The following is a 24,750-nucleotide window of genomic DNA, read 5'->3' on the forward strand; positions in this document are numbered from 1 at the left end:
TGGGGTTGTCATGAACGAGGACAAACTCCGGGACTATCTGAAATGGGTGACCGGAGACCTCCACCAGACCCGGTTGCGGCTGCGGGAGCTGGAAGCCGCACAGCAGGAGCCCATCGCGATCGTGGCGATGGGCTGCCGATTCCCCGGCGGCGTCGCGTCGCCGCAGGACCTGTGGCAGCTGCTGGTGGACGGCCGGGACGCGATCGGTGACTTCCCGGCCGACCGCGGCTGGGACCTCGACGCGCTCTTCGACGACGACCCGGACCGGCCGGGCAGCACCTACACCCGGGTCGGCGGGTTCCTGGACGACGCCGCCGGGTTCGACGCCGCGCTCTTCGGCATCTCGCCGCGCGAGGCCCTGGCGATGGACCCGCAGCAGCGGCTGCTGCTGGAGACGTCGTGGGAGGTGTTCGAACGCGCCGGCCTCGACCCGCGGGCCATGCGCGGCACCGCCACCGGTGTCTTCGTCGGCACCAACGGCCAGGAGTACCTGAACCTCCTCACCCACGCCGAGGAGAACGTCGAGGGCTACCTCGGCACCGGCAACGCCGCCAGCGTCGTCTCCGGGCGGCTGTCGTACACGTTCGGGCTCGAAGGTCCCGCGGTCACCGTCGACACCGCGTGCTCCGCGTCGCTCGTCGCCGTGCACCTGGCGACGCAGGCGCTGCGCCGCGGCGAGTGCCGGCTCGCCCTGGCCGGCGGCGTCACCGTCATGTCGACCCCGGGCGTGTTCGTCGAGTTCTCCCGGCAGCGCGGCCTGTCCGTCGACGGCCGCTGCAAGGCGTTCTCCGACGACGCCGACGGCACCGGCTGGGGCGAGGGCGTCGGCGTCCTGCTCCTGGAGCGGCTGTCGGACGCCGTCGCCAACGGCCACCCGGTCCTCGCCGTCGTGCGCGGCTCCGCCGTCAACCAGGACGGCGCCTCCAACGGTCTGACGGCCCCGAACGGTCCCGCGCAGCAGCGGGTCATCCGCGCCGCACTCGCCGCCGCCGGGGTCGCCGCCACCGAGGTCGACGTCGTCGAGGCGCACGGCACCGGCACAAGCCTCGGCGACCCGATCGAGGCGCAGGCGCTGCTCGCCACCTACGGGCAGGGCCGCGACGAGCCGCTGTGGCTCGGGTCGGTGAAGTCGAACCTCGGCCACACCCAGGCCGCCGCCGGCGTCGCCGGGATCATCAAGATGGTCCTCGCGCTCCAGCACGGCGCCTTGCCCCGCACCCTCCACGTCACCGCCCCCTCGTCCCACGTGGACTGGTCCACGGGCGAGGTTCGGCTGCTCACCGAGGCCCGGGCCTGGCCGGACACCGACCGCCCGCGCCGGGCGGGGGTGTCGTCGTTCGGTGTCTCCGGCACGAACGCCCACGTGATCCTGGAGCAGGCGCCCGCACCAGTCCCGGCCGACGCTCCGCCGTCGCTGCCGGTGGTACCGTGGCCGCTCTCGGGGCACACCGCCGACGCCCTCGACACACAGGTCGACCGGCTGCGGACCGTGGCAGGACTCGACCCCGTCGACGTCGGCCACTCCCTCGCCACCGGCCGGTCCGCACTCGATCACCGGGCCGTCCTGCTGGACGACGCGGTCATCCGCGGGCAGGTCACCGCCGGCGGAAACGCGATGCTGTTCACCGGTCAGGGTGCGCAGTGGTCGGGGATGGGTCGCGGTCTCTACGAGGCGTTCCCGGTGTTCGCCGCGGCGTATGACGAGGTGTGCGCGCTCGTCGAGGTGGATGATGCGCGGCTGGATGAGACGCAGTGGACGCAGCCGGCGTTGTTCGCGGTTGAGGTCGCGGTGTACCGGTTGCTGGAGTCGTGGGGTCTGCGCCCCGACTTCCTGCTCGGTCATTCGATCGGTGAGTTGGCCGCGGCGCATGTTGCGGGGGTGTGGTCCCTGGAGGACGCCTGCAAGGTGGTCGAAGCGCGGGGCCGGTTGATGCAGGCGCTGCCGACGGGTGGCGCGATGGTCGCGATCCAGGCTTCCGAGGAGCAGGTCCGTGCGGCGCTGGTCGACGGTGTTTCGCTGGCCGCCGTCAACGGCCCGGACGCCGTGGTCGTGTCCGGTGACGAGGAAGCCGTCGCAGCGGTAGCCAAAGGGTTCGCCAAGACGCGCCGGCTGAAGGTGAGTCACGCGTTCCATTCGGCACGCATGGACGGGATGCTCGACGCGTTCCGCGAGGTCCTGGCCACCGTGAAATTCAACAAGCCGGGGATTCCGATCGCGACCACGTCGACCGGTGACGTCACCGACCCGGAGTACTGGGTCAGGCAGGTCCGCGGGACGGTCCGGTTCGCCGACGCCGCCGAGCGAATCAAGCAGCAGGGTGTCACGAGGTTCCTGGAGGTCGGCCCGGACGGGGTGCTGTCGGCGATGGTCGACGGGATCCCCGCCATGCGGAAGGGGCGCGACGAGCCGCTCACGCTGATGACCGCCGTCGCCCGCGCCCATGTCACCGGCTGGTCGCCCGACTGGACCCAGCTGCTCGCCGGGGGACGCCGCGTCGACCTGCCCACGTACCCGTTCCAGCGACAGCGGTACTGGCCGACCGTCCGCCGGAGCATCCAGGTCGACGCCGAATTCTGGAACGCCGTCGAGTCCGGCGACCTCGACGCCCTCGCCAGGTGGCGGCACCGGAAGTCCACTGTGGACGACTGGTTGTATCGCGAGGACTGGGCACCGCTGCCGCACCGCGAAGCGACGCTCACCGGCACGTGGCTCGTGGTCGGTGGCGGCTCCGAGGCGATAGTGGCGGCTCTGGCGGCGGCGGGCGCCGAGACGGTCACCGTGCCCGCCGTTCACAGCGGTCTCCCTGACGGCTCGTTCGCGGGTGTGGTGGCACTGCCCGCCGACGCGGCTGAGGCGCTCACCATCGTGCAGTCGCTCGGCGACAAAGGCCCGCTGTGGTGCCTGACCCGAGGCGCGGCCACCGACCCGGCCCAGCGCGCCGTGTGGGGCCTCGGCCGGGTCGTCGCCCTGGAGCACCCGGACCGGTGGGGCGGCCTCGTCGACCTCGACGGCGACGCCGACCTGTCGCTGCTGCCGGGCGTCCTGACCGGCACCGAGGACCAGGTCACCATCCGGTCGGGCATCGGTCACGGTCGGCGCCTCACCAGGGCCGCCGCGACGCAAGGGTGGCGCCCATCCGGGACGGTGCTGGTCACGGGTGGTACCGGTGCCCTGGGCGGGCACGTCGCGAGGTGGCTGTCCGCGGAGGGCGCGTCGAGGGTTGTGCTGGTCAGTCGCCGCGGCTCTGACGCTGTACAGGTGGACGGTGTCGAGGTTGTTGCCGCTGACGTCACCGATCCCGTCGCTGTCGCCGACCTGGTCGCCCGGTTCACGCCGAACGCGGTCATCCACGCTGCCGGTGTCCTGGACGACGGGACCGTGGACGCGTTGACGCCGGAGCGGATCGCGACGGTGATGGCCGCGAAGGTCGACGGCGCCCGCCACCTTGACGCCGCCACCCGGGACCTGCCGCTGGACGCGTTCGTGCTGTTCTCGTCGTTCGCCGGGTCGGTTGGGTCGGCGGGTCAGGCCAACTATGCCGCCGCGAACGCCGCCCTCGACGCGATCGCCGAGCAGCGCCGCGCCGCCGGGCTCCCCGCCGTCTCCATCGCCTGGGGCAGCTGGGCCGGCGCCGGCATGGCGGGCGACCTCGGCGACCGGCACCGCCGCGGCGGCGTACGCCCGATGCACCCCGCCACCGCCGTCACCGCGCTCGCCCGTACCGGAGCCGACGCCACGCTCGTCGTCGCCGACATCGACTGGGACACGTTCGCGCCCGCGTTCACGGCCAACCGGCCCGCACCCCTCATCGCCGGCCTGGCCCCCGCCCGCGACACCACCGCCGAGGCGGCGTCGCCGCTCGCCGCGCTGCCCGCGGCCGAACGGCGGGCGATGCTGCTCGACCTCGTCAGGGAACGCGCCGCCGCCGTCCTCGGCCACGCCGGCACCGGCGCCGTCGGCGTCGACCGGGCGTTCCGCGACCTCGGGTTCGACTCGCTGACCGCGGTCGAGCTCCGCAACGCGATCGGCAGTGCCACCGGGCTCAGCCTGCCGTCGACGCTGGTGTTCGACTACCCGACACCCGAGGTGCTTGCCCAGCACCTCTTCGACACCCTCGTCGGTGCCGACCCGGCCGCAGCAAAGCCCGCCGCGGCCACCCGCACCGACGAGCCGATCGCGATCGTCGCCATGGCCGGCCGGTTCCCCGGCGGCGTCACCTCCCCGGAGACCCTGTGGGAGCTGCTCGCCGCCGGCCGCGACGCGATGGGGGAGTTCCCCGCCGACCGCGGCTGGGACCTCGACGGCCTCTTCGACCCCGACCCGGAGCGGACCGGCACCTCGTACACGCGCGCAGGCGCGTTCCTGCCCGGGGTCGCGGGGTTCGACGCGGGGTTCTTCGGCATCTCGCCGCGTGAGGCCCTGGCGATGGATCCGCAGCAGCGGCTGCTGCTGGAGTCGTCGTGGGAGCTGTTCGAACGCGCCGGGATCGACCCCGCCTCGCTGCGCGGGACCGCCACCGGCGTGTTCGTCGGCACCAACGGCCAGGACTACGGCGCCGTCCTCGCCCACGCCACCGAGAACGTTGAGGGCTACCAGGGCACCGGCAACGCAGCCAGCGTCGTCTCCGGGCGGCTCTCCTACACGTTCGGGCTCGAAGGACCCGCGGTCACCGTCGACACCGCGTGCTCCGCGTCGCTCGTCGCGCTGCACCTCGCCGCGCAGGCGCTGCACCGCGGCGAGTGCGGCATGGCCCTCGCCGGCGGCGTCACCGTCATGTCCACGCCCGGCCTGTTCGTCGAGTTCTCCCGGCAGCGCGGCCTGTCCGTCGACGGCCGTTGCAAGGCGTTCTCCGACGACGCCGACGGCACCGGCTGGGGCGAGGGCGTAGGCCTCCTACTGGTCGAACGGCTCTCCGACGCCGTCGCCAACGGCCACCCGGTCCTGGCCGTCGTTCGCGGCAGTGCGGTCAACCAGGACGGCGCCTCCAACGGTCTGACGGCCCCGAACGGCCCGTCCCAGCAGCGGGTGATCCGGGCCGCGCTCGCCGCCGCGGACCTCCAGCCGTCCGATGTGGACGCCGTCGAGGCACACGGCACCGGCACGAGCCTCGGCGACCCGATCGAAGCCCAGGCACTCCTCGCCACCTACGGCCAGGACCGGCAGACCCCGCTGTGGCTGGGATCGGTGAAGTCGAACCTCGGCCACACCCAGGCCGCCGCCGGCGTCGCCGGGATCATGAAGATGGTCCTCGCCCTGCAACACCAGATGCTGCCCCGCACCCTGCACGTCACCACCCCCTCGTCCCACGTCGACTGGTCCGCGAGCCGGGTCGAGCTGCTGCGCGAGGCGGTCGCGTGGCCGGAGACCGGCCGCCCGCGCCGCGCCGGGGTGTCGTCGTTCGGCGTCTCCGGCACCAACGCCCACGTCATCCTCGAGCAGGCCCCAGAACAGGCCCCAGAACAGGCCCCGCAGCAGGATCAGTCCACGGTGGACCTGCCGGCGGTGCCGTGGCTGCTGTCCGCCCGGTCCTCCGGCGGGCTCCGCGGCCAGGCGGAGCGGCTCCACACGTACATCAGCGAACACCCGGAACTCGGCGCCACCGACATCGGGCACAGCCTCGCCACCGCCCGCGGCGCCCTCCCGCACCGCGCCGTCGTCACCGGTCCCGACCGCGACACGCTGCTGCGACACCTCACCGACCTCGCCCACGGCACGCCCACCACCGGCGCCGTGACAGGCCACGCCACACCGGCGGGGAAGGTCGCGTTCCTGTTCCCCGGGCAGGGCTCGCAGTGGGCCGGCATGGCCGTCGACCTCCTCGACACCGCGCCCGTGTTCCGGGACCACATCGGCCGCTGCGAGGAGGCACTCCAGCCGTTCGTCGACTGGCGGCTCACCGACGTGCTGCGCGGCAACCCCGGCGCGCCGTCCCTCGACCGGGTCGACGTCGTCCAGCCGGTCCTGTTCGCCGTCATGGTCTCCCTCGCCGAACTGTGGCGCGCCCACGGCGTCGAGCCGGCGGCCGTCGTCGGCCACAGCCAGGGCGAGATCGCCGCCGCCTGCGTCGCCGGGCTCCTCACGCTGCCCGACGCGGCCCGCGTCGTCGCGCTGCGCAGCCAGGCCCTGCTGGACCTCGCGGGGCACGGCGGCATGATGTCGGTGTCCGCGCCCGTCGAGGAGGTCCAGCGCCGCATCGCCGCCTGGCCCGGGCGGCTGTCGGTCGCCGCGGTCAACGGACCCACCTCGGTCGTCGTGTCCGGCGACGTCGACGCGATCGGCGAGCTGCTGGCCGCCTGCGCGGCCGACGACGTGCGGGCCCGCCGCATCGACGTCGACTACGCCTCGCACTCCGCGCACGTCGAGGCGATCCGCGACACGCTGCTCGACGTGCTCGCCCCGGTGACACCCACCGAGCCGCGCATCCCGTTCCACTCGACGGTCGCCGGCGCGGGCGACGTCGTGCCCGGCTCGGCGGCGTACTGGTTCACGAACCTGCGGCAGACCGTGGAGTTCGAACCCGCCATCCGCGCCCTCGCCGGCGCGGGGTTCACCGCGTTCGTCGAGGTCAGCCCGCACCCCGTGGTGACCGTCGGGGTCCAGGAGACCCTCGACAGCGCCGGGTCCGAGGCGGTCGTCACCGGCACGCTGCGCCGCGACGACGGCGGGTCGGGCCGCTTCCTCACCGCCCTCGCCCAGCTGTGGGCCGGCGGCGGCACGGTCGACTGGAGCGCGGTCTTCGCCGGCAGCGGCGCCCGGACCGTCGAACTGCCCACGTACGCCTTCCAGCACACCCGCTACTGGCCCACCCTCAAGCCTGTCGCGGCCCCGGCGGGCACGCTCGACGGCCGCTTCTGGGACGCCGTCGAACACGCCGACCTCGAAGGCCTCGCCACCACGCTGCGCGTCGAGCCCGAGACGCTCGGGCCGCTGCTGCCCGCCCTCACCGCCTGGCACGCCGAGCAGCGCACCGGCGCCGCGATCGCGGACTGGCGGCTCCGCACGACCTGGAAGCCCTTCGAGCCGCCCGCCCCGAAGGCGTCGGGTCCGTGGCTGGCACTGATCCCGGCGGGGCACACCGCGACCGACGGGTTCGGCCGGCTCGGACTCGACGTCACGCCCGTGACCGTCGACACCGCCACGGCGGACCGCACCACGCTTGCCGTGGCATTGGCGTCGGTACCGGCAACCGCCGGCATCCTGTCGCTCCTCGCCCTCGACGAACGGCCCCACCCGGACCAGCCGCACGTCACCGCCGGGACCGCCGCGACGCTGCTGCTCGCCCAGGCCCTCGGCGACCTCGCCGTCGACGCCCCGCTGTGGTGCGTCACCGCCGGCGCGGTCTCGACCGGCCCGGGCGACCCGCTCCGCGCCGTGGCGCAGGCGGCCGTCTGGGGTCTCGGCCGCGTCATCGGCCTGGAACACCCCGGCCGCTGGGGCGGCCTCATCGACCTGCCCGCGAACCCGGCACCCACGCCCGCCGAGACCGGCGGCACGACGCCGGACGGCCTCGACGACGCGGCGCTGCGCAGGCTCGCCGCCGTGCTCACCGGCGGCGGCGACGAGGACCAGGTCGCGATCCGGCCGGGCGGTGTCTTCGGCCGGCGTCTCGTCGCCGCGCCGCCCACCGACGCCGTCGGCGACTGGCAGCCCTCCGGCACCGTCCTGGTCACCGGCGGCACCGGCGCGCTCGGCGGCCGCGTCGCCCGCTGGCTGGCGGGCCGCGGCGCCACCCACCTCGTCCTCGCCGGCCGCCGCGGCCCGGACGCCCCCGGCGCCGACGAGCTCCGCGCGGAGCTGACCGCCCTCGGCGTGGGCGTCACAATCGTCGCCTGCGACCTCGCCGACCGCGACGCCGTCGCCACCATGCTCACCGAGGTCGAAGCGACCCTGACCGCCGCCGACAGCGCGGCCGTCGGCAGCACCAGCGCCGACAGCACGGCAGCCGGCAGCACGAGCGCGATCAGCACAGGCGTCGGCAGCACAGACGGAGGCAGCACTAGCGCCATCAGCACAAGCGCCGTCAACACAAGCGTCGCCGGTACCGGCGTGGCCGGACCGATCAGGGCCGTCGTGCACGCCGCCGGGCTGCCGCAGTCGCAGGCGCTGCCGGACATGGACCTCGGAGGCTTCGCCGCCGTCTACGCCGGGAAGGCCGCCGGGGCACAGCACCTTGACGAGCTCCTCGCCGGCCGGGACCTCGACGCGTTCGTGCTGTTCTCCTCGATCGCGGCCGCCTGGGGCAGCGGGGGACAGGCCGCGTACGCCGCCGGCAACGCCGTCCTCGACGCCGTCGCCGAGGACCGCCGGGCCCGTGGCCTCGCCGCGACCGCCGTCCAGTGGGGCGCGTGGGCCGGCAGCGGCATGGCCGCCGACGACGCCAGCCGCGACGCCCTGCTCCGCCGGGGGATCCGGCCGATGCCGCCGGAGACGGCCCTGGCCGCGCTCGCCGGTGCCGCCGCGGGCCGCGACGCCGTCATCACGGTCGCCGACATCGACTGGACCCGGTTCGTGCCCGCGTTCACCGCCGCGCGACCCAGCCCGCTGCTGGGCGACCTGCCCGGCGTCGCCGAGCTGACCGCCGCCGGTACAGCAGCCGCCGCCACCGACGGGAACGCGGCACTGCGGGACCGCCTCGCGCCGCTGACCGCCACGGAACGCGACGCCCTGCTGCTCGACCTGGTCCGGGCCGAGGCCGCCGCCGTCCTGCGGCTCGGCGGAGCGGGCGACCTCGAGGCGGGCCGCCCGTTCCGGGAGCTCGGCTTCGACTCCCTCACCGCCGTCGAGCTGCGCAACCGGCTCGGCGCGGCGACCGGGCTGCGGCTGCCGATGACCCTCGTCTTCGACCACCCGACTGCCCGTGCCGTCGCCCGCCACCTCGCCACCGTCCTGCAGCCGGACGGGATCGGCGAGACCGTCATCGCCAACGTCACGAGCGGCCCGACCGACGAGCCGATCGCGATCGTCGCCATGAGCTGCCGCTTCCCCGGCGGCGTCAGCGACGCCGAGAGCCTCTGGCAGCTGGTCGTCGACGGCACCGACGCCGTCGCCGGTATGCCAGGCGACCGCGGGTGGGACGTCGCCGGCCTGTACGGGCCGGGGCACGAAGGCCACAGCACCACCACCGAGGGCGGGTTCCTCGACACCGCCGCCCTCTTCGACGCCGGGCTGTTCAACATCTCGCCGCGTGAGGCCCTGGCGATGGACCCGCAGCAGCGGCTGCTGCTGGAGACGTCGTGGGAGCTGTTCGAACGCGCCGGGATCGACCCCGCGTCCCTCAAGGGCAGCGGCACCGGGGTGTTCGTCGGGGCGTCGCCGTCCGGGTACGCGTCGAACCTCACCACGGTCCCCGACGAGCTCGCCGGCCACCTGCTCACCGGCAACTCGGGCAGTGTCCTGTCCGGCCGGCTCTCCTACACGTACGGGCTCGAAGGACCGGCCGTCACGATCGACACCGCGTGCTCGTCGTCGCTGGTGGCGCTGCACCTGGCCGTGCAGGCGCTGCGCCGCGGCGAGTGCACGCTCGCCGTCGCCGGCGGCGTGACGGTCATGGCGACCCCTGGCGTGTTCGCCGAGTTCAGCCGGCAGGGCGGCCTCGCCGCGCAGGGCCGCTGCCGGGCGTTCTCCGACGACGCCGACGGCACCGGCTGGGGCGAGGGTGTCGGCCTCCTGCTGGTCGAGCGGCTCTCCGATGCCGTGGCGAACGGACACCCCGTCCTGGCCGTCGTTCGCGGAAGTGCGGTCAACCAGGACGGCGCCTCCAACGGTCTGACGGCCCCGAACGGTCCCGCGCAGCAGCGGGTCATCCGAGCCGCGCTCGCCGACGCCGGCGTGCGCCCCGCCGACATCGACGCGGTCGAGGCACACGGCACCGGCACCAGCCTCGGCGACCCCATCGAGGCGCAGGCGCTCCTCGCCACCTACGGCGCGGACCGGCAGACCCCGCTGTGGCTCGGGTCGCTGAAGTCGAACATCGGCCACACCCAGGCCGCCGCCGGCGTCGCCGGGGTCATCAAGACCGTCATGGCGCTGCGGCACGGCGTCCTGCCCCGCACGCTGCACGTCAACGCCCCGTCCAGCAAGGTCGACTGGTCCGAGGGGGCGGTCGAGCTGCTCACCGAGGCCCGCGACTGGCCCGCCCTGGACCGGCCGCGCCGCGTCGGCGTGTCCGCGTTCGGCGTCAGCGGCACCAACGCCCACGTCATCATCGAGCAGGCAGTCGAGCAGGCACCGGCGGCGGATGAGCCGGCCGGCCCGCCGCTGCCGGTCGTGCCCCTGGTGCCCCTGGTGCCACTGGTGCCTCTGCCCGTTGCGGCGCACACCGCGGACGCCCTCGACGCCCAGCTGGACCGGCTGCGCACGGTCGCCGACCTCGACCCGCTCGACGTCGGCTACTCCCTCGCCACCGGCCGGTCGGCGCTGGAACACCGGGCCGTCCTGCTCGGCGACACGGTGATCCGCGGCCGGGACCGCGACGGCGGGAACGCGATGCTGTTCACCGGTCAGGGTGCGCAGTGGTCGGGGATGGGCCGCGGCCTGTACCAGGCGTTCCCGGTGTTCGCCGCGGCGTATGACGAGGTGCGCGCCCACGTCGAGGTGGACGATGCACGGCTCGATGAGACGCAGTGGACGCAGCCTGCACTGTTCGCGGTTGAGGTCGCGGTGTACCGGTTACTGGAGTCCTGGGGTCTGCGCCCCGACCACCTCCTCGGTCATTCGATCGGCGAGCTGGCCGCCGCCCACGTCGCTGGGGTCTGGTCGCTTGAGGACGCCTGCAAGGTGGTGGAGGCTCGCGGCCGCCTCATGCAGGCGCTGCCATCCGGTGGCGCCATGGTGGCGGTCCAGGCTTCCGAGGAGCAGGTCCGCGCGGCTCTGGTCGACGGTGCCGAGATCGCCGCGGTCAACGGGCCGGACGCGGTCGTGGTCTCCGGCGACGAGAGCGCGGTCGAGGCGGTGGCGCAAGGGTTCGCCAAGACGCGCCGGCTGAAGGTGAGCCACGCGTTCCACTCGGCACGCATGGACGGGATGCTCGACGCGTTCCGCGAGGTCCTGGCCACCGTGAAATTCAACAAGCCTTGGATTCCGATCGCGACGACGTCCACCGGCGAGGTGACCGACCCGGAGTACTGGGTCGCGCAGGTCCGCGGGACGGTCCGCTTCGCCGACGCAGTCGACAGCCTGAAGGCGAAGGGCGTGACCAGGTTCCTGGAGGTCGGCCCGGACGGGGTGCTGTCGGCGATGGTCGACGGGATCCCCGCCATGCGGAAGGACCGCGACGAGGTCGTCACCCTCATGACCGCCGTCGCTCGCGCCCACGTCACCGGCTGGTCGCCGGACTGGACGCGGCTCCTGGCCGGCGGGCGCCGCGTCGACCTGCCGACGTACGCGTTCCAGCGGCAGCGGTACTGGCTCGACACCCCCGAGCGGGGCGGGCCCGGCATCGGGCACCCGCTGCTGACGACGGTCGTCCCGGTCGCCGGCGGCGACGGGATCCTCGTCACCGGCAAGGCCTCCGTCCACCGGCACCCGTGGCTGGCCCAGCACGTCGTCCACGGCGTCGCGTACGTGCCCGGCGCCGTCCTCGTCGACCTCGCCGTGCGCGCCGCCGACGAGGCCGGCTGCGACCGCCTCGACGAGCTCGTCCTCGAGGCGTCCCTGCCGGTCCCCGGATCCGGGACGGTGGAGCTGCAGGTCGCGGTCGGCGACCTCGACCGGCTCGGCGCCCGGCCGGTCACGGTGTTCAGCCGCGCCGACGACGGGCCCTGGACCAGGCACGCCCACGGCAGCGCCTCCACCAGCTCGGCGCCTGCGGGAGAGCAGCTGGCGCAGTGGCCGCCGGCGGGCGCGGAGCCCGTCGCCGTGGAGTCGCTGTACGAGCGGTGGGAGGAGGCGGGATTCGCCTACGGCCCGGCGTTCCAGGGGCTGCGCGCCGCGTGGCGGTCCGGCGACAGCCTCTACGCCGAGGTCGACGTCGAGCCGCAGCCCGGCGACGACGAGTTCTGGCTGCGCCCCGCGCTGCTCGACGCGGCCCTGCACGGTCTCGCCCTCGACGTGCTGCCGGGCCTCGACGGTGACCTGCTGCCGTTCGCGTGGAACGGGTTCACGCTCCACGCCACCGGCGCCCAGCGGCTGCGGGTGCGCCTCACCCCGACGGGTCGCCCGGGCGCCGTCACCATCCTGGCCGCCGACCCGACCGGCGCCCCGGTCGTCTCCGTCGACGCGCTCGTGATGCGGCCGACCGGCAAGGCCCCGACCGGCAAGGCCTCGACGGTCGAGGCCCCGACCGGCACGGCCCCGACCGTCGAGGCGGCGACCGTCGAGCCGGCGGTGGCGGTACCGACGCCGCAACAGCGAACAGGAGCAGCCACGGCCCGCAGAAGGACGGCCGCCACGGCACCGGCCGGGAACGCCCTCGGACAACGGCTCGCCGGCCTCACCGAGGCCGACCAGCGCACGCTCCTCACCGACCTGGTCCGCGAACGCACCGCCACCGTCCTCGGCCACGCCGACGCGAGCGCCGTCGAGGCCGACCAGCCGTTCAAGAACCTCGGCGTCAACTCCCTCACCGCCGTCGAACTGCGCAACGCCCTCACCGAAGCCAGCGGGGTCCGGCTGCCCGCAACGCTCGTCTTCGACCAGCCGACCCCGGCCGCCGTCGCCGCGCACCTGCGGCAGGAGCTGCTGGGCCTGCCGGAGGAGGTCGCCGAGCCGGAGACGGTGTCCGCGACGGTCGACGAGCCGATCGCGATCGTCGGCATGGCGTGCCGCTACCCGGGCGACGTCAACAGCGCCGACGACCTGTGGAACCTCGTCGTGGCCGGCGGCGACGCCATCACCCCGTTCCCGACGAACCGCGGCTGGGACGTCGAGGCGCTCTACAACCCCGACCCCGACGCGCCCGGCACCTGCTACGCGCAGGGCGGTGGATTCCTGCACGACGCCGGCGACTTCGACCCCGCGTTCTTCGGCATCTCGCCCCGCGAGGCGCTCGCCATGGACCCGCAGCACCGGCTGCTGCTGGAGACCTCGTGGGAGGCCGTCGAGCACGCCGGCATCGACCCGGTGTCGCTGCGCGGCAGCCAGACCGGCGTGTTCGCCGGCGTCACCTACCAGGACTACGTCGGCCTGCTGATGCTCGCGAAGGAGTCCGCGGAGGGCCTGATCGGCAGCGGCAACTCGTTCAGCGTCCTGTCCGGCCGGATCGCGTACACGTTCGGGCTCGAAGGACCCGCCGTGTCGGTGGACACCGCGTGCTCGTCGTCGCTGGTCGCGCTGCACTGGGCGATCCAGTCGCTGCGCGCCGGCGACTGCACCCTCGCCCTCGCCGGCGGCGTCACCGTCATGTCGACACCCGTGTCGCTCATCGACTACAGCCGGCAGCGGGCCCTCGCCCCCGACGGGCGGTGCAAGCCGTTCTCCGCCGCCGCCGACGGCGCCAGCTGGTCCGAGGGTGCCGGCATGGTGCTCCTCGAACGGCTCAGCGACGCGCGGCGCAACGGGCACACCGTCCTCGCCGTCATCCGCGGCAGCGCCGTCAACCAGGACGGCGCCTCCAACGGTCTGACGGCCCCGAACGGCCCCGCGCAGCAGCGGGTCATCCGCCGCGCCCTCGCCAACGCCCGCCTGGCACCCGCCGACGTCGACGCCGTCGAGGCGCACGGCACCGGCACCCCGCTCGGCGACCCGATCGAGGCCCAGGCGCTCCTCGCGACCTACGGCCAGGACCGCGAGGCGCCGCTGTGGCTCGGGTCGCTGAAGTCGAACATCGGCCACCCGCAGGCGGCGGCCGGCGTCGGCGGCGTCATCAAGATGGTCCAGGCGCTGCGGCACGGGACGCTGCCGCGGACCCTGCACGTCACCGAGCCGTCCCCGCACGTCGACTGGACCGCCGGCAACGTCGAGCTGCTGACCGAGGCCCGGCCGTGGCCGGTGGCCGAGCGCCCCCGCCGCGCGGGCGTGTCATCGTTCGGGATGAGCGGCACCAACGCCCACGTCATCCTCGAGGAGGCGCCTCCCGCCGAGGTGGCCGCCCCGGCGGCGGCGCTGCCGGTGGTGCCGTGGCCGGTGTCGGCGCGGACCGCTCACGCGCTCGACGGCCAGGTCGCCAGGCTGCGCGGAATCACCGGTAATCCAACCGACGTTGGATACTCCCTGGCGACGGGCAGGTCCACGTTCGACCACCGGGCCGTCGTGCTCGGCGACGCCGTGATCCGCGGCAAGGCCGCCGCCGGCGGCGGAAACGCGATGCTGTTCACCGGTCAGGGTGCGCAGTGGTCGGGGATGGGTCGCGGCCTCTACGAGGCGTTCCCGGTGTTCGCTGCGGCGTATGACGAGGTGTGTGCGCACATCGAGGGGCTGCGGGACGTCGAGGGTGCCGACCTGGATGAGACGCAGTGGACGCAGCCTGCGCTGTTTGCGGTCGAGGTCGCGGTGTACCGGTTGCTGGAGTCCTGGGGGTTGCGCCCGGACTTCCTTCTCGGTCATTCGATTGGTGAGCTGGCGGCGGCGCACGTTGCGGGGGTGTGGTCGCTTGAGGATGCCTGCAAGGTGGTGACCGCTCGCGGTCGTCTCATGCAGGCGCTGCCGGCCGGTGGCGCGATGGTGGCGATCCAGGCCTCGGAGGAGCAGGTCCGCGCAGCGCTGGTCGACGGTGCCGAGATCGCCGCGGTTAACGGCCCGGACGCGGTGGTGATCTCGGGCGACGAGGGTGCGGTCGAGCGGGTCGCGGCAAGGTTCGAGAAGACCAAGCGGCTGCGGGTGAGCCACGCGTTCCACTCCGCACGGATGGACGGGATGCTCGACGCCTTCCGCGAGGTCCTGCGGACCGTGACGTTCAACCCACCGGTCATCCCGATCGCCACCACCTCCACCGGTGACGTGACCGACCCGGAGTACTGGGTCCAGCAGGTCCGCGGCACGGTCCGGTTCGCCGATGCCGTGGCATCACTGAAAACAGTCACAAGGTTCCTGGAAGTCGGCCCCGACGGCGTGCTGTCCGCCCTGGTCGACGGCATCCCGGCGATGCGCAAGGGCCGCGACGAGGCCACCACCCTGCTCACCGCCGTGGCACAGGCGCACGTCACCGGCTGGTCGCCCGACTGGACCAAGGTCCTGCACGGCGGCCGCAAGACGGCCGTGCCCACCTACGCGTTCCAGCACAAGCAGTACTGGCCGACCATCGAACTGCCCAAGGCCGGCACCGCGACCGGGCACGCCGACGACGCGTTCTGGGCCGCCGTCGAAGCCGGCGACCTCAGCGACCTGCTCGGCGTCGACGCCGAGCCGCTCGTCCCGGCACTCGCCGCGTGGCGGCGCCGCAAGGACGAACACTCCACCGTGGACACCTGGCGCTACCAGATCCGCTGGCGGCCCGCCGCCCTCGACCAGACCGTCGCCCTCGACGGCAGCTGGCTGGTCCTGCACAACGGTGCCGAGGCCCTCGCCGGCCGGATCGCCGCAGGTCTCACCGCCGCCGGCGCCACCGCGCAGCCGGTCACCGAGATCCCCGACGGCACGTACGCCGGCATCATCGCGCTGCAGGGCGACGACATCCAGTGGACGACGGAGATCCTCCGCACGAGCGGCGACGCGAAGCTGTGGGTGCTCACCAGCGGCGCCGTGTCCATCGGCGCGTCCGACCCGCTGCGCGACCCGGTCCACACCGGCGTCTGGGGCCTCGGCCGCGCCGCCGCCCTCGAATACCCGCAACGCTGGGGCGGCCTCATCGACCTGCCCGAGACCGTCGACGACCGCACCGTCCAGCGCCTCGCCGCCGTCCTGGCCGGGGCGGGCGACGAGGACCAGGTCGCCGTCCGCGGCTCCGGCGTCTTCACCCGCCGGCTCACGCACGCCCCAGCAGCTCAGCGCCCCGCCGGCGGGCCCGCCTGGAAGCCGCGCGGCACCGCGCTCGTCACCGGCGGCACCGGCGCGCTCGGCTCGCACATCGCCCGCTGGCTCGCCAAGAGCGGCGCCGACCACCTCGTGCTCACCAGCCGCCGCGGCGACGCCACCCCCGGCGCCGCCGAGCTGCGCGCCGAACTCGAAGCCCTCGGCGCCCGCGTCACCATCCCCGCCTGCGACGTCTCCGACCGGGACGCGCTCGCCGCGCTCCTGGAAACGCTGCCGGACCTGCGGGTCGTCGTGCACGCCGCGGGTGTGCCGCAGTCGCAGGTCCTGGACGGCATGACCAGGGCCGACTTCGTCACCATCCACGCGCCGAAGGCCGGTGGTGCCGCCCACCTCGATGAGCTGACCGACGGCCGCGACCTCGACGCGTTCGTGCTGTTCTCGTCGATCTCCGCGACCTGGGGCAGCGGCGGCCAGGCCGCCTACGCCGCGGCCAACGCCGTCCTGGACGGCATCGCCCAGCACCGCCGGGCCCGCGGCCGCACCGCCACCGCGATCGCGTGGGGCCCGTGGGGCGGCGGCGGCATGGTCACCGCAGAGGAGGGCACGGAGGAGTTCCTGCGCCGCCGCGGCCTGCACGTCCTCGACCCGCAGCTGGCCGTCAGTGCCCTGCAGGGGGCGCTGGACGCCGACGAGACCACGCTGACCGTCGCCGACGTCGACTGGGCCCGCTTCGCGCCAGGCTTCACCGGCTCGCGGCCCAGCCCGCTGCTCGGCGACCTGCCCGAGGTCGCGGCGCTGGACAGCGCCGACGCGCCCGTGGACGGCACCATCCGCGACGAGCTCGCCGCGCTGAGCCCCGCCGACCGGCACGCCACGCTGCTCGGCATCGTCCGCGCCGAGGCGGCCGCCGCGCTCGGGCACAGCGGCGCCGACGCCGTCGACGCCGAGCAGGCGTTCCGCGACCTCGGCTTCGACTCGCTCACCGCCGTCGAGCTGCGCAACCGGCTCAACGCCGCCACCGGCCTCAAACTGCCGGCGACCCTGCTCTTCGACCACCCGACCGCGACCGCGCTCGCCGCGCACCTGGCGACCGAGCTCGGCGGCACCACGGTCGCGGCGAAGCAGGAAGTCACGGCGTACACCGACGAACCCATCGCGATCGTGAGCATGAGCTGCCGCTTCCCGGGCGGCGTCAGCACCCCCGAAGCGCTGTGGGACCTCGTCGTCAGCGGTGGCGACGCCGTCAGCACGTTCCCCGCCGACCGTGGCTGGGACCTCGACGGGATCTACGACCCGGACCCCGACCACGCCGGCACCTCCTACGTCCGCGAAGGCGGCTTCCTGGACGGCGTCGCCGACTTCGACCCGCAGTTCTTCGGCATCTCCCCCCGCGAGGCGCTCACCATGGACCCCCAGCAGCGGCTGCTGCTCGAGGTCGCGTGGGAAGCGTTCGAACGCGCCGGCATCGACCCGCTGTCCGTCCGCGGCGAACGGGTCGGCGTGTTCGCCGGCACCAACGGCCAGGACTACATCGCGACCCTCGCCGCCGCGTCCGCGTTCGACGAAGGCTACGTCGGCACCGGCAACACCGCCGCCGTCATGTCCGGCCGGATCTCCTACACGCTCGGCCTCGAAGGCCCCGCCGTCACCGTCGACACGGCCTGCTCCTCGTCGCTCGTCGCGATGCACTGGGCCGCGCAGGCGCTGCGCAACGGCGAATGCGAGCTCGCCCTCGCCGGCGGCGTCACCGTCATGACCACCCCCGGGTCGTTCATCGCGTTCAGCCGCCAGCGCGGGCTCGCCACCGACGGGCGGTGCAAGGCGTTCTCCGACGACGCCGACGGCACCAACTGGGGCGAGGGCGCCGGCATGGTTCTGCTCGAACGGCTCTCCGACGCGCAACGCAACGGCCACACCGTCCTCGCCGTCATCCGCGCCGCCGGGATCAACCAGGACGGCGCCTCCAACGGGCTCACCGCCCCGAACGGTCCCGCCCAGCAGCGGCTCATCCGGCAGGTCCTCGCGACCGCCGGGCTGCGCCCCGCCGACGTCGACCTGCTCGAGGCGCACGGCACCGGCACCAGCCTCGGCGACCCGATCGAGGCGCAGGCGCTGCTCGCGACCTACGGCCAGGACCGGCCCGCGGACCGTCCACTGTGGCTCGGCAGCGTCAAGTCCAACATCGGCCACACGCAGGCCGCCGCCGGCGTCGCCGGGGTCATCAAGGCCGTCCAGGCGCTGCGGCACCGGACCCTGCCGCCGACCCTGCACGCCGCGACGCCGTCCAGCCACGTCGACTGGACCGCCGGCGCCGTCCGCCTGGTCACCGAGACCGCCGACTGGCAGCCCGCCCAGGGACCCCGCCGCGCCGGTGTGTCCGCGTTCGGGATCAGCGGCACCAACGGCCACCTCATCCTCGAAGAGGCCCCACAGGTCGCGGCCGCGGCAGGTGTACCGGCACCGGCCGCCGGCCCGGTCGCGCTGCTGCTGTCGGCGCGTGGCGAGGACGCCCTCACCGGACAGGCGGGGCAGCTCGCCGACCACCTCGACCGGCACCCGCACCTGCGCCCGGCCGACGTCGCCGCCACCCTCGCCACCGGCAGGGCGCTGCTCACCGACCGCGCCGCCGTCGTCGGTACCGACGCCGAAACCCTCATCGCCGCACTGCAGGCCCTCGCCGCCGGGACGGGACACCCGGCCGTCGTGCGTGCCGCCACCGCGCGTCCCGGCCGCACCGCGATCCTCTTCACCGGCCAGGGCGCCCAGCGCAACGGCATGGGCGCGGACCTCTACGCCACCTACCCGGTGTTCGCCGCCGCGTTCGACGACGCCTGCTCCCGCTTCGATCTGGCCCTGGACCGGCCACTGCGGGACCTCGCGTTCACCGGCGGCGACGTCCTCGACCGCACCGGCTACACGCAACCGGCCCTGTTCGCGTTCGAGCTGGCGATGTACCGCCTCGCGGAATCCGCCGGGCTGAGTGCCGACGCGCTCATCGGCCACTCCATCGGCGAGATCGTCGCCGCGCACGTCGCCGGGGTGTTCGACCTCGACGACGCCTGCCGCCTCGTCGCCGCCCGCGCCGGGCTCATGCAGGCCCTGCCCGCCGGCGGCGCCATGGTGGCGCTGCAGGCCACCGAGGACGAGGTGCTGCCGCTGCTCGACGACACCATCGGGATCGCCGCCGTCAACGGCCCGCGCGCCGTCGTCGTCTCCGGCGACGAGACCGCCGCCGAACGCATCGCCGCCCACTTCGCCGGGGCCGGTCGGCGCACCCGGCGGCTGCGGGTGTCGCACGCGTTCCACTCGCCCCGGATGGACGGCATGCTCGCCGAGTTCGCCCGGGTCGCCGCCACGGTCACCTACAGCGCGCCGCGGCTGCCGGTGATCAGCAACCTCACCGGCACGTTCGCCGCCGCCGGAGGCCTGACCGAACCCGGGTACTGGGTCCGGCACGTCCGCGACGCGGTCCGCTTCGCCGAAGGGATCGCCGCCCTGCACGCCGCCGGGTACACCCGCTTCGTCGAGGTCGGCCCCGACGCGGTCCTGACCGCCATGGCCCAGGACGGCCTGCCGCAGGACGCCACCTGCGTGGCGCTGTCCCGCCGGGACAAGCCGGAGACCGAGGCGTTCCTGCGCGGCGCCGCACAGCTCGCCACCGCAGGCGTCGCCCTCGACCGTGCCGCCGCGTTCACGGTCCCGGGCGCGGTGCCCGCCGCCCTGCCCACGTACGCGTTCCAGCGCACCCGCTTCTGGCCGCGCCCCGGCACCGGCGTCTCCGCCGGGCTCGCCGGCGCCGGCCTGGCGACCGCCGACCACCCGCTGCTCGGCGCCGCCGTCACCCTCGCCGACACCGGCACCGTCGTGCTCACCGGCCGGCTGTCGACCCGCACCCACCCGTGGCTCGCCGACCACGCCCTGCCCGGCGCGGTCATCGTCCCCGGCACCGCGCTGCTCGAACTCGCGCTGCGCGCCGGCGACGAGGTCGGCTGCCCGGTCGTCGACGAGCTCACCCTCGCCGCGCCGCTGACCCTGCCCGACCGCGGCGCGCTGGAGCTGCAGGTCCGGGTCGACCCGGCCGAAGGCGACGCAGACGCCCGGCCCGTCACGATCCACGCCCGGCCCGCCGACGGCGGCCACCCGTGGACCCTGCACGCCACCGGTGTGCTCACGACCGGTCAGCCGGACGCCGCCACGACGGCGGCGCAATGGCCACCGGCCGGTGCGGAGCCGGTCGACCTGGACGGGTTCTACGCCGGGCTCGCCGTCGCCGGGTTCCGCTACGGCCCGGTCTTCCAGGGTCTCGAAGCGGCGTGGCGGGTCGGCGACGACGTCTACGCCGAGGTCGCGCTGCCCGGCGACGCCGCCGAGGATGCCGACCGGTTCACCGTCCACCCGGCGCTGCTCGACGCGGCGTTGCACGCGGTCGCGTTCACCGGACTCGGTCGCACCGACCGCGGGCGGCTCCCGTTCGCGTGGACCGGCGTCACCGTCCACGCCGCGGGTGCGACCCGGCTGCGGGTGCGGCTGCAGACCCTCGGCGCCGACGCGGTGTCGGTGACCGTCGCCGATCCGGCCGGCGCCCCCGTCGCGACCGTGGCCTCCCTGACCCTGCGGGAACTGGCCGCGACCGCGCCCGCGCACTCCAACGTGGACGGTCTGCTCCGCCTGGACTGGCAGCCGCTGCGGCTGGCAGCCGCCGAACCCCAGGCGCTGCGCTGGGCCGTCGTCGGCGAGGACCGCCTGGGCTTCGGCGCCGCGGCGGACGCCTCGGGGGTGCACCTGGAGTCCTACGCCGACCTCGCCTCCCTCGCGGCCGCCGCCGACAACGGCGCCCGCATCCCCGCGACCGTCTTCCACGTCAGCGCCGGCACCTCCGACACCATCGCCGCCGCCCACGCGCTGACGGCGCGGGCGCTCGTGGACGTCCAGGAATGGCTGGAGAACCCGGCGTTCGGGGCGTCGCGGCTGGTGTTCCTCACCCGCGACGCCGTCGGCGACGACGTCCGCGACCCCGCCGCCGCGGCCGTGCACGGCCTGGTCCGGTCCGCGCAGTCGGAGAACCCCGGACACTTCGTCCTCGTCGACCTCGACACCTCCGCCGACTCCATGGCGGCGCTGCCCGCCGCCCTCGACAGCGGCGAACCCGCGCTGCTCCTGCAGGGCGGCACGGCCAGGATCCCGCGCCTCGCCACCGTCAACGGCACCGAGGAGCTCACCCCGCCGGACGGCCCGTGGCGGCTCACCCCCGGCGAGGACGGCACCCTCGAAGGCCTCACCGTCGAGCCCGCCGGCGAGGCCGCCGGGGAGCTGCGCGCCGGCCAGGTCCGCATCGCCGTGCGGGCCGGCGGCGTCAACTTCCGCGACGTGCTCAACGCCCTCGGCATGTACCCGGGCGAGGCCGGCTCCCTCGGTCAGGAAGGCGCCGGCGTCGTCACCGAGGTCGGGCCCGGCGTCACCGGGTTCGCCGTCGGGGACCGGGTCATGGGCATGTTCCCCGGCGCGTTCGGGCCCGTCGCCGTCGCCGACCACCGCATGATCGTCGGCGTCCCGGCCGGTTGGTCCTACGCGCAGGCGGCGTCGGTGCCGCTGGTGTTCCTCACCGCGTACTACGCCCTCGTCGACCTCGGCGGTCTCCGCCCGGGGGAGCGGGTCCTCGTGCACGCCGCCGCGGGCGGGGTCGGCATGGCCGCCGTCCAACTGGCCCGGCACCTCGGCGCCGACGTCCTCGCCACCGCGAGCACCGGCAAGTGGCCGGTCGTGCGCGGGCTCGGCGTCGACGGCACCCACCTCGCCTCGTCGCGGACCCTGGCCTTCGAGCCGCAGTTCCTGGAGCTGACCGGCGGCGCCGGCGCCGACGTCGTCCTCAACGCGCTCGCCCGCGAGTTCGTCGACGCGTCGCTGCGGCTGCTGCCGCGCGGCGGCCGGTTCCTGGAGATGGGCAAGACCGACGTCCGCGACGCCGACGCGGTCGCCGCCGCCCACCCGGGCGTGCACTACCGCGCCTTCGACCTCATCGAGGCCGGCCCCGACCGGATCGGCGTGATGCTCCGCGACCTCGTCGCCATGTTCGAGCAGGGGGTCCTCACGCCGCTGCCGGTCACCGCCTGGGACGTCCGCCGGGCCAGGGACGCGTTCCGGTACATCAGCCAGACCCGGCACATCGGGAAGGTCGTCCTCACCTTCCCGGCCCCGCTGCGCGGCGAGCACACCGCGCTCGTCACCGGCGGGCTCGGCGGGCTCGGCGCGCAGGTCGCCCGCCACCTGGCGACCAGCGGGATCCGGCACCTGCTGCTGGCCAGCCGCAGCGGCGAACAGGCCGCGGGCGCCGCCGAGCTGCGCGCCGAACTCGCCGCGCTCGGCGCCGACGTGACCATCGCCGCCTGCGACGTCGCCGACCGGGACGCGGTCGCCGCGCTCATCGCGTCGGTGCCCGCCGACCGGCCGCTGACCGCGGTCGTGCACACCGCCGGCATCCTCGACGACGCCACCGTCGGCGGTCTCGACGCGGCCCGCCTGGCCGCGGTGCTGCGGCCGAAGGTCGACGCCGTCACGCACCTCGACGAGCTGACCGCCGGGCACGACCTGGCCGTGTTCGCCGTGTACTCGTCGGTGTCCGGGCTCATCGGCGGCGCCGGGCAGGGCAACTACGCCGCCGCGAACGCCTACCTCGACGCGTGGGCGCAGCGCCGGGCCGGCCGCGGCCTGCCCGCGACCGCGCTCGCCTGGGGTCCCTGGATCACCGCGAGCGGCATGACCAGCGACCTGACCGACGCCGACGTGCGCCGCATGTCCCGCGGCGGCCTGCTGCCCCTCGACCCGGCCCGCGGCCTCGCCCTGTTCGACGCCGCCGTGCGCCGCGCCGAACCCCTCGCCGTGCCGATGCTGCTGGACCTGCAAGCGCTGAAGGGCGACGCCGTCGCGCCGCTGCTGCGCGGGCTCGTGCGGGGACCGGCGAGGAAGGCGGCCGGGCGGGGGACCACGGCCGGGGTGTCGCTGACCGAGCGGCTCGCCGCCGAGACCGCGGAAGGCCGCGAAACCCTGGTCCTCGACTTCGTCCGCGCCCAGGTCGCCGCGGTGCTCGGGTTCACCACCCCCGACGCCGTCCCGCCGGGTCAGAGCCTGCTGGAGGCGGGCTTCGACTCGCTCACCGCCGTCGAGCTGCGCAACCGGATCGGCGCCGCCACCGCGCTGCGGCTGCCCCCGACGCTCGTCTTCGACCACCCGACCCCGGCCGCGCTCACCACGCACCTGCTGCGGCAGCTGGGCAGCGTGGTGGTGCGCAAGGCGGAGCCGGTCCAGGAGAGCCGGGAGGACGGCATCGGGGCGATGTTCCGCGACGCCTGCCGCAACGGCCAGGTCGACCAGGGCTACGCGCTGCTGCGCGCCGCCGCCGCGCTGCGTCCCACGTTCAAGGCCCGCGCCGACTTCGGCCGCGAGCTCCAGCCGGTGAAGCTCACGTCCGGTCCCGCCGACCGGCCGGTGCTGATCTGCTTCAGCTCGTTCGTCGCGCTCGCCGGCGTCCACCAGTACGCGCGGCTCGCCGCCAGCTTCCGCGACACCCACGACGTGTGGGCGCTGTCGGTGCCCGGCTTCCTCACCGACGAGCGCCTGCCCGCCACCTGGGAGACCGTCACCGACATGCAGGCCGAGCTGGTCCGCGAATGCGTCGGCGACCGGCCGGTGGTGCTGCTCGGCTCCTCCGGCGGCGGGCTGCTCGCGCACGCCGCCGCGACCCGCCTGCACGACCTCGGCGCCCCGGCCGCCGGCGTGGTCCTGCTCGACACGTACCCGGCGACCGAGGACTCGCCCCTGGCCAAGTTCCAGGCCGAGCTCATCGACGGCATGTTCGACCGGCAGGGCCTCTTCACCACCCTCGACTCGGCCCGGCTGACCGCGATGAGCTGGTACTTCGACCTGTTCGGCGGCTGGCGGCCCGCGCCGCTGGCCACGCCCACGCTGCTGCTGCGCTCCTCGGAGCCGATCGTCGCCAACGGTCCCGACGGGCCCTACGCCCGGCACGAGTGGCAGACCTCGTGGCAGGACGCGGACACGACGATCGACGTGCCCGGCAACCACTTCACGATGATGGAGCACCACGCCGGCTCGACCGCCCAGGCGGTGCGGCTGTGGGTCGACGATCTGAGAGGTTCACGATGACCAGTGACTTGTGGGTCCGCCGGTACCACCCCCGGCCGGACGCCCCGGTGAGGCTGGTGTGCTTCCCGCACGCCGGCAGCTCGGCGCCGTTCTACGTGCCGGTGTCCGCGAACGCCGGGCCCGGCGTGGAGGTGCTGTCGCTGCAGTACCCGGGCCGGCAGGAACGGCGCAACGAGCCGCTCGTCGACGACCTCGACACGCTCGCCGCGCAGTGCACCGACGCGGTGCTGCCGTGGCTGGACCGGCCGTTCGCGCTCTTCGGGCACAGCATGGGCGCCACCGTCGCGTTCGAGGTGGCGCGGCGGCTCACCGCCAAGTCGCTCGAACCGGTCCACCTGTTCGTGTCCGGCCGCCGCGCCCCGTCGCGCAACCGCGACGAGCAGGTCCACCGCCGCGACGACGCCGGCATCATCGCCGAGATGAAGTCGCTCAGCGGCACCGACGCCCGGGTCTTCGACGACGAGGAACTGGTGCGTTCGCTGCTACCGGTCGTCCGCAACGACTACGAGGCCGCCGAGACCTACGTGTACACCGCAGGCGAGCCGCTGCACTGCCCGATCACCGCGTTCACCGGGCACGACGACCCGAAGGTCAGCGTCGAGGAGGCCGACGCCTGGCGCGAGCACACGACCGGGCCGACGGTGCTGCACGTGTACGACGGCGGCCACTTCTTCCTCACCCGGCACCAGGCCGCCGTCCTCGCCGTCGTCAGCGGGTCGCTCGCGCCCACCACCACCGGCTGA

The 24,750-nt window shown here is 74.8% G+C and carries 2 protein-coding genes; both read left to right on the forward strand.

Annotated elements, in window-relative coordinates; all coding sequences use genetic code 11:
* Positions 1-10 precede the first annotated feature (10 nt).
* Positions 11-24,007: a type I polyketide synthase gene (locus tag ABZ321_RS50525; protein WP_354903547.1), complete on the forward strand. Its 23,997-nt coding sequence runs from the start codon at positions 11-13 to the stop codon at positions 24,005-24,007.
* The gene (locus ABZ321_RS50530; RefSeq protein ID WP_354903548.1) at positions 24,004-24,750 is read left to right on the forward strand and encodes an alpha/beta fold hydrolase; all 747 of its coding nucleotides are present in this window, start codon (positions 24,004-24,006) and stop codon (positions 24,748-24,750) included. The genes ABZ321_RS50525 and ABZ321_RS50530 overlap by 4 nt, the downstream gene beginning before the upstream one ends.

The organism is Dactylosporangium sp. NPDC006015, assembly GCF_040614215.1.
Lineage (GTDB): Bacteria > Actinomycetota > Actinomycetes > Mycobacteriales > Micromonosporaceae > Dactylosporangium > Dactylosporangium maewongense.

Coding starts and splice junctions, on each gene's coding strand:
- ABZ321_RS50525 (WP_354903547.1), top strand. CDS start 11: ATGAACGAGGACAAACTCCGGGACTATCTGAAATGGGTGACCGGAGAC.
- ABZ321_RS50530 (WP_354903548.1), top strand. CDS start 24,004: ATGACCAGTGACTTGTGGGTCCGCCGGTACCACCCCCGGCCGGACGCC.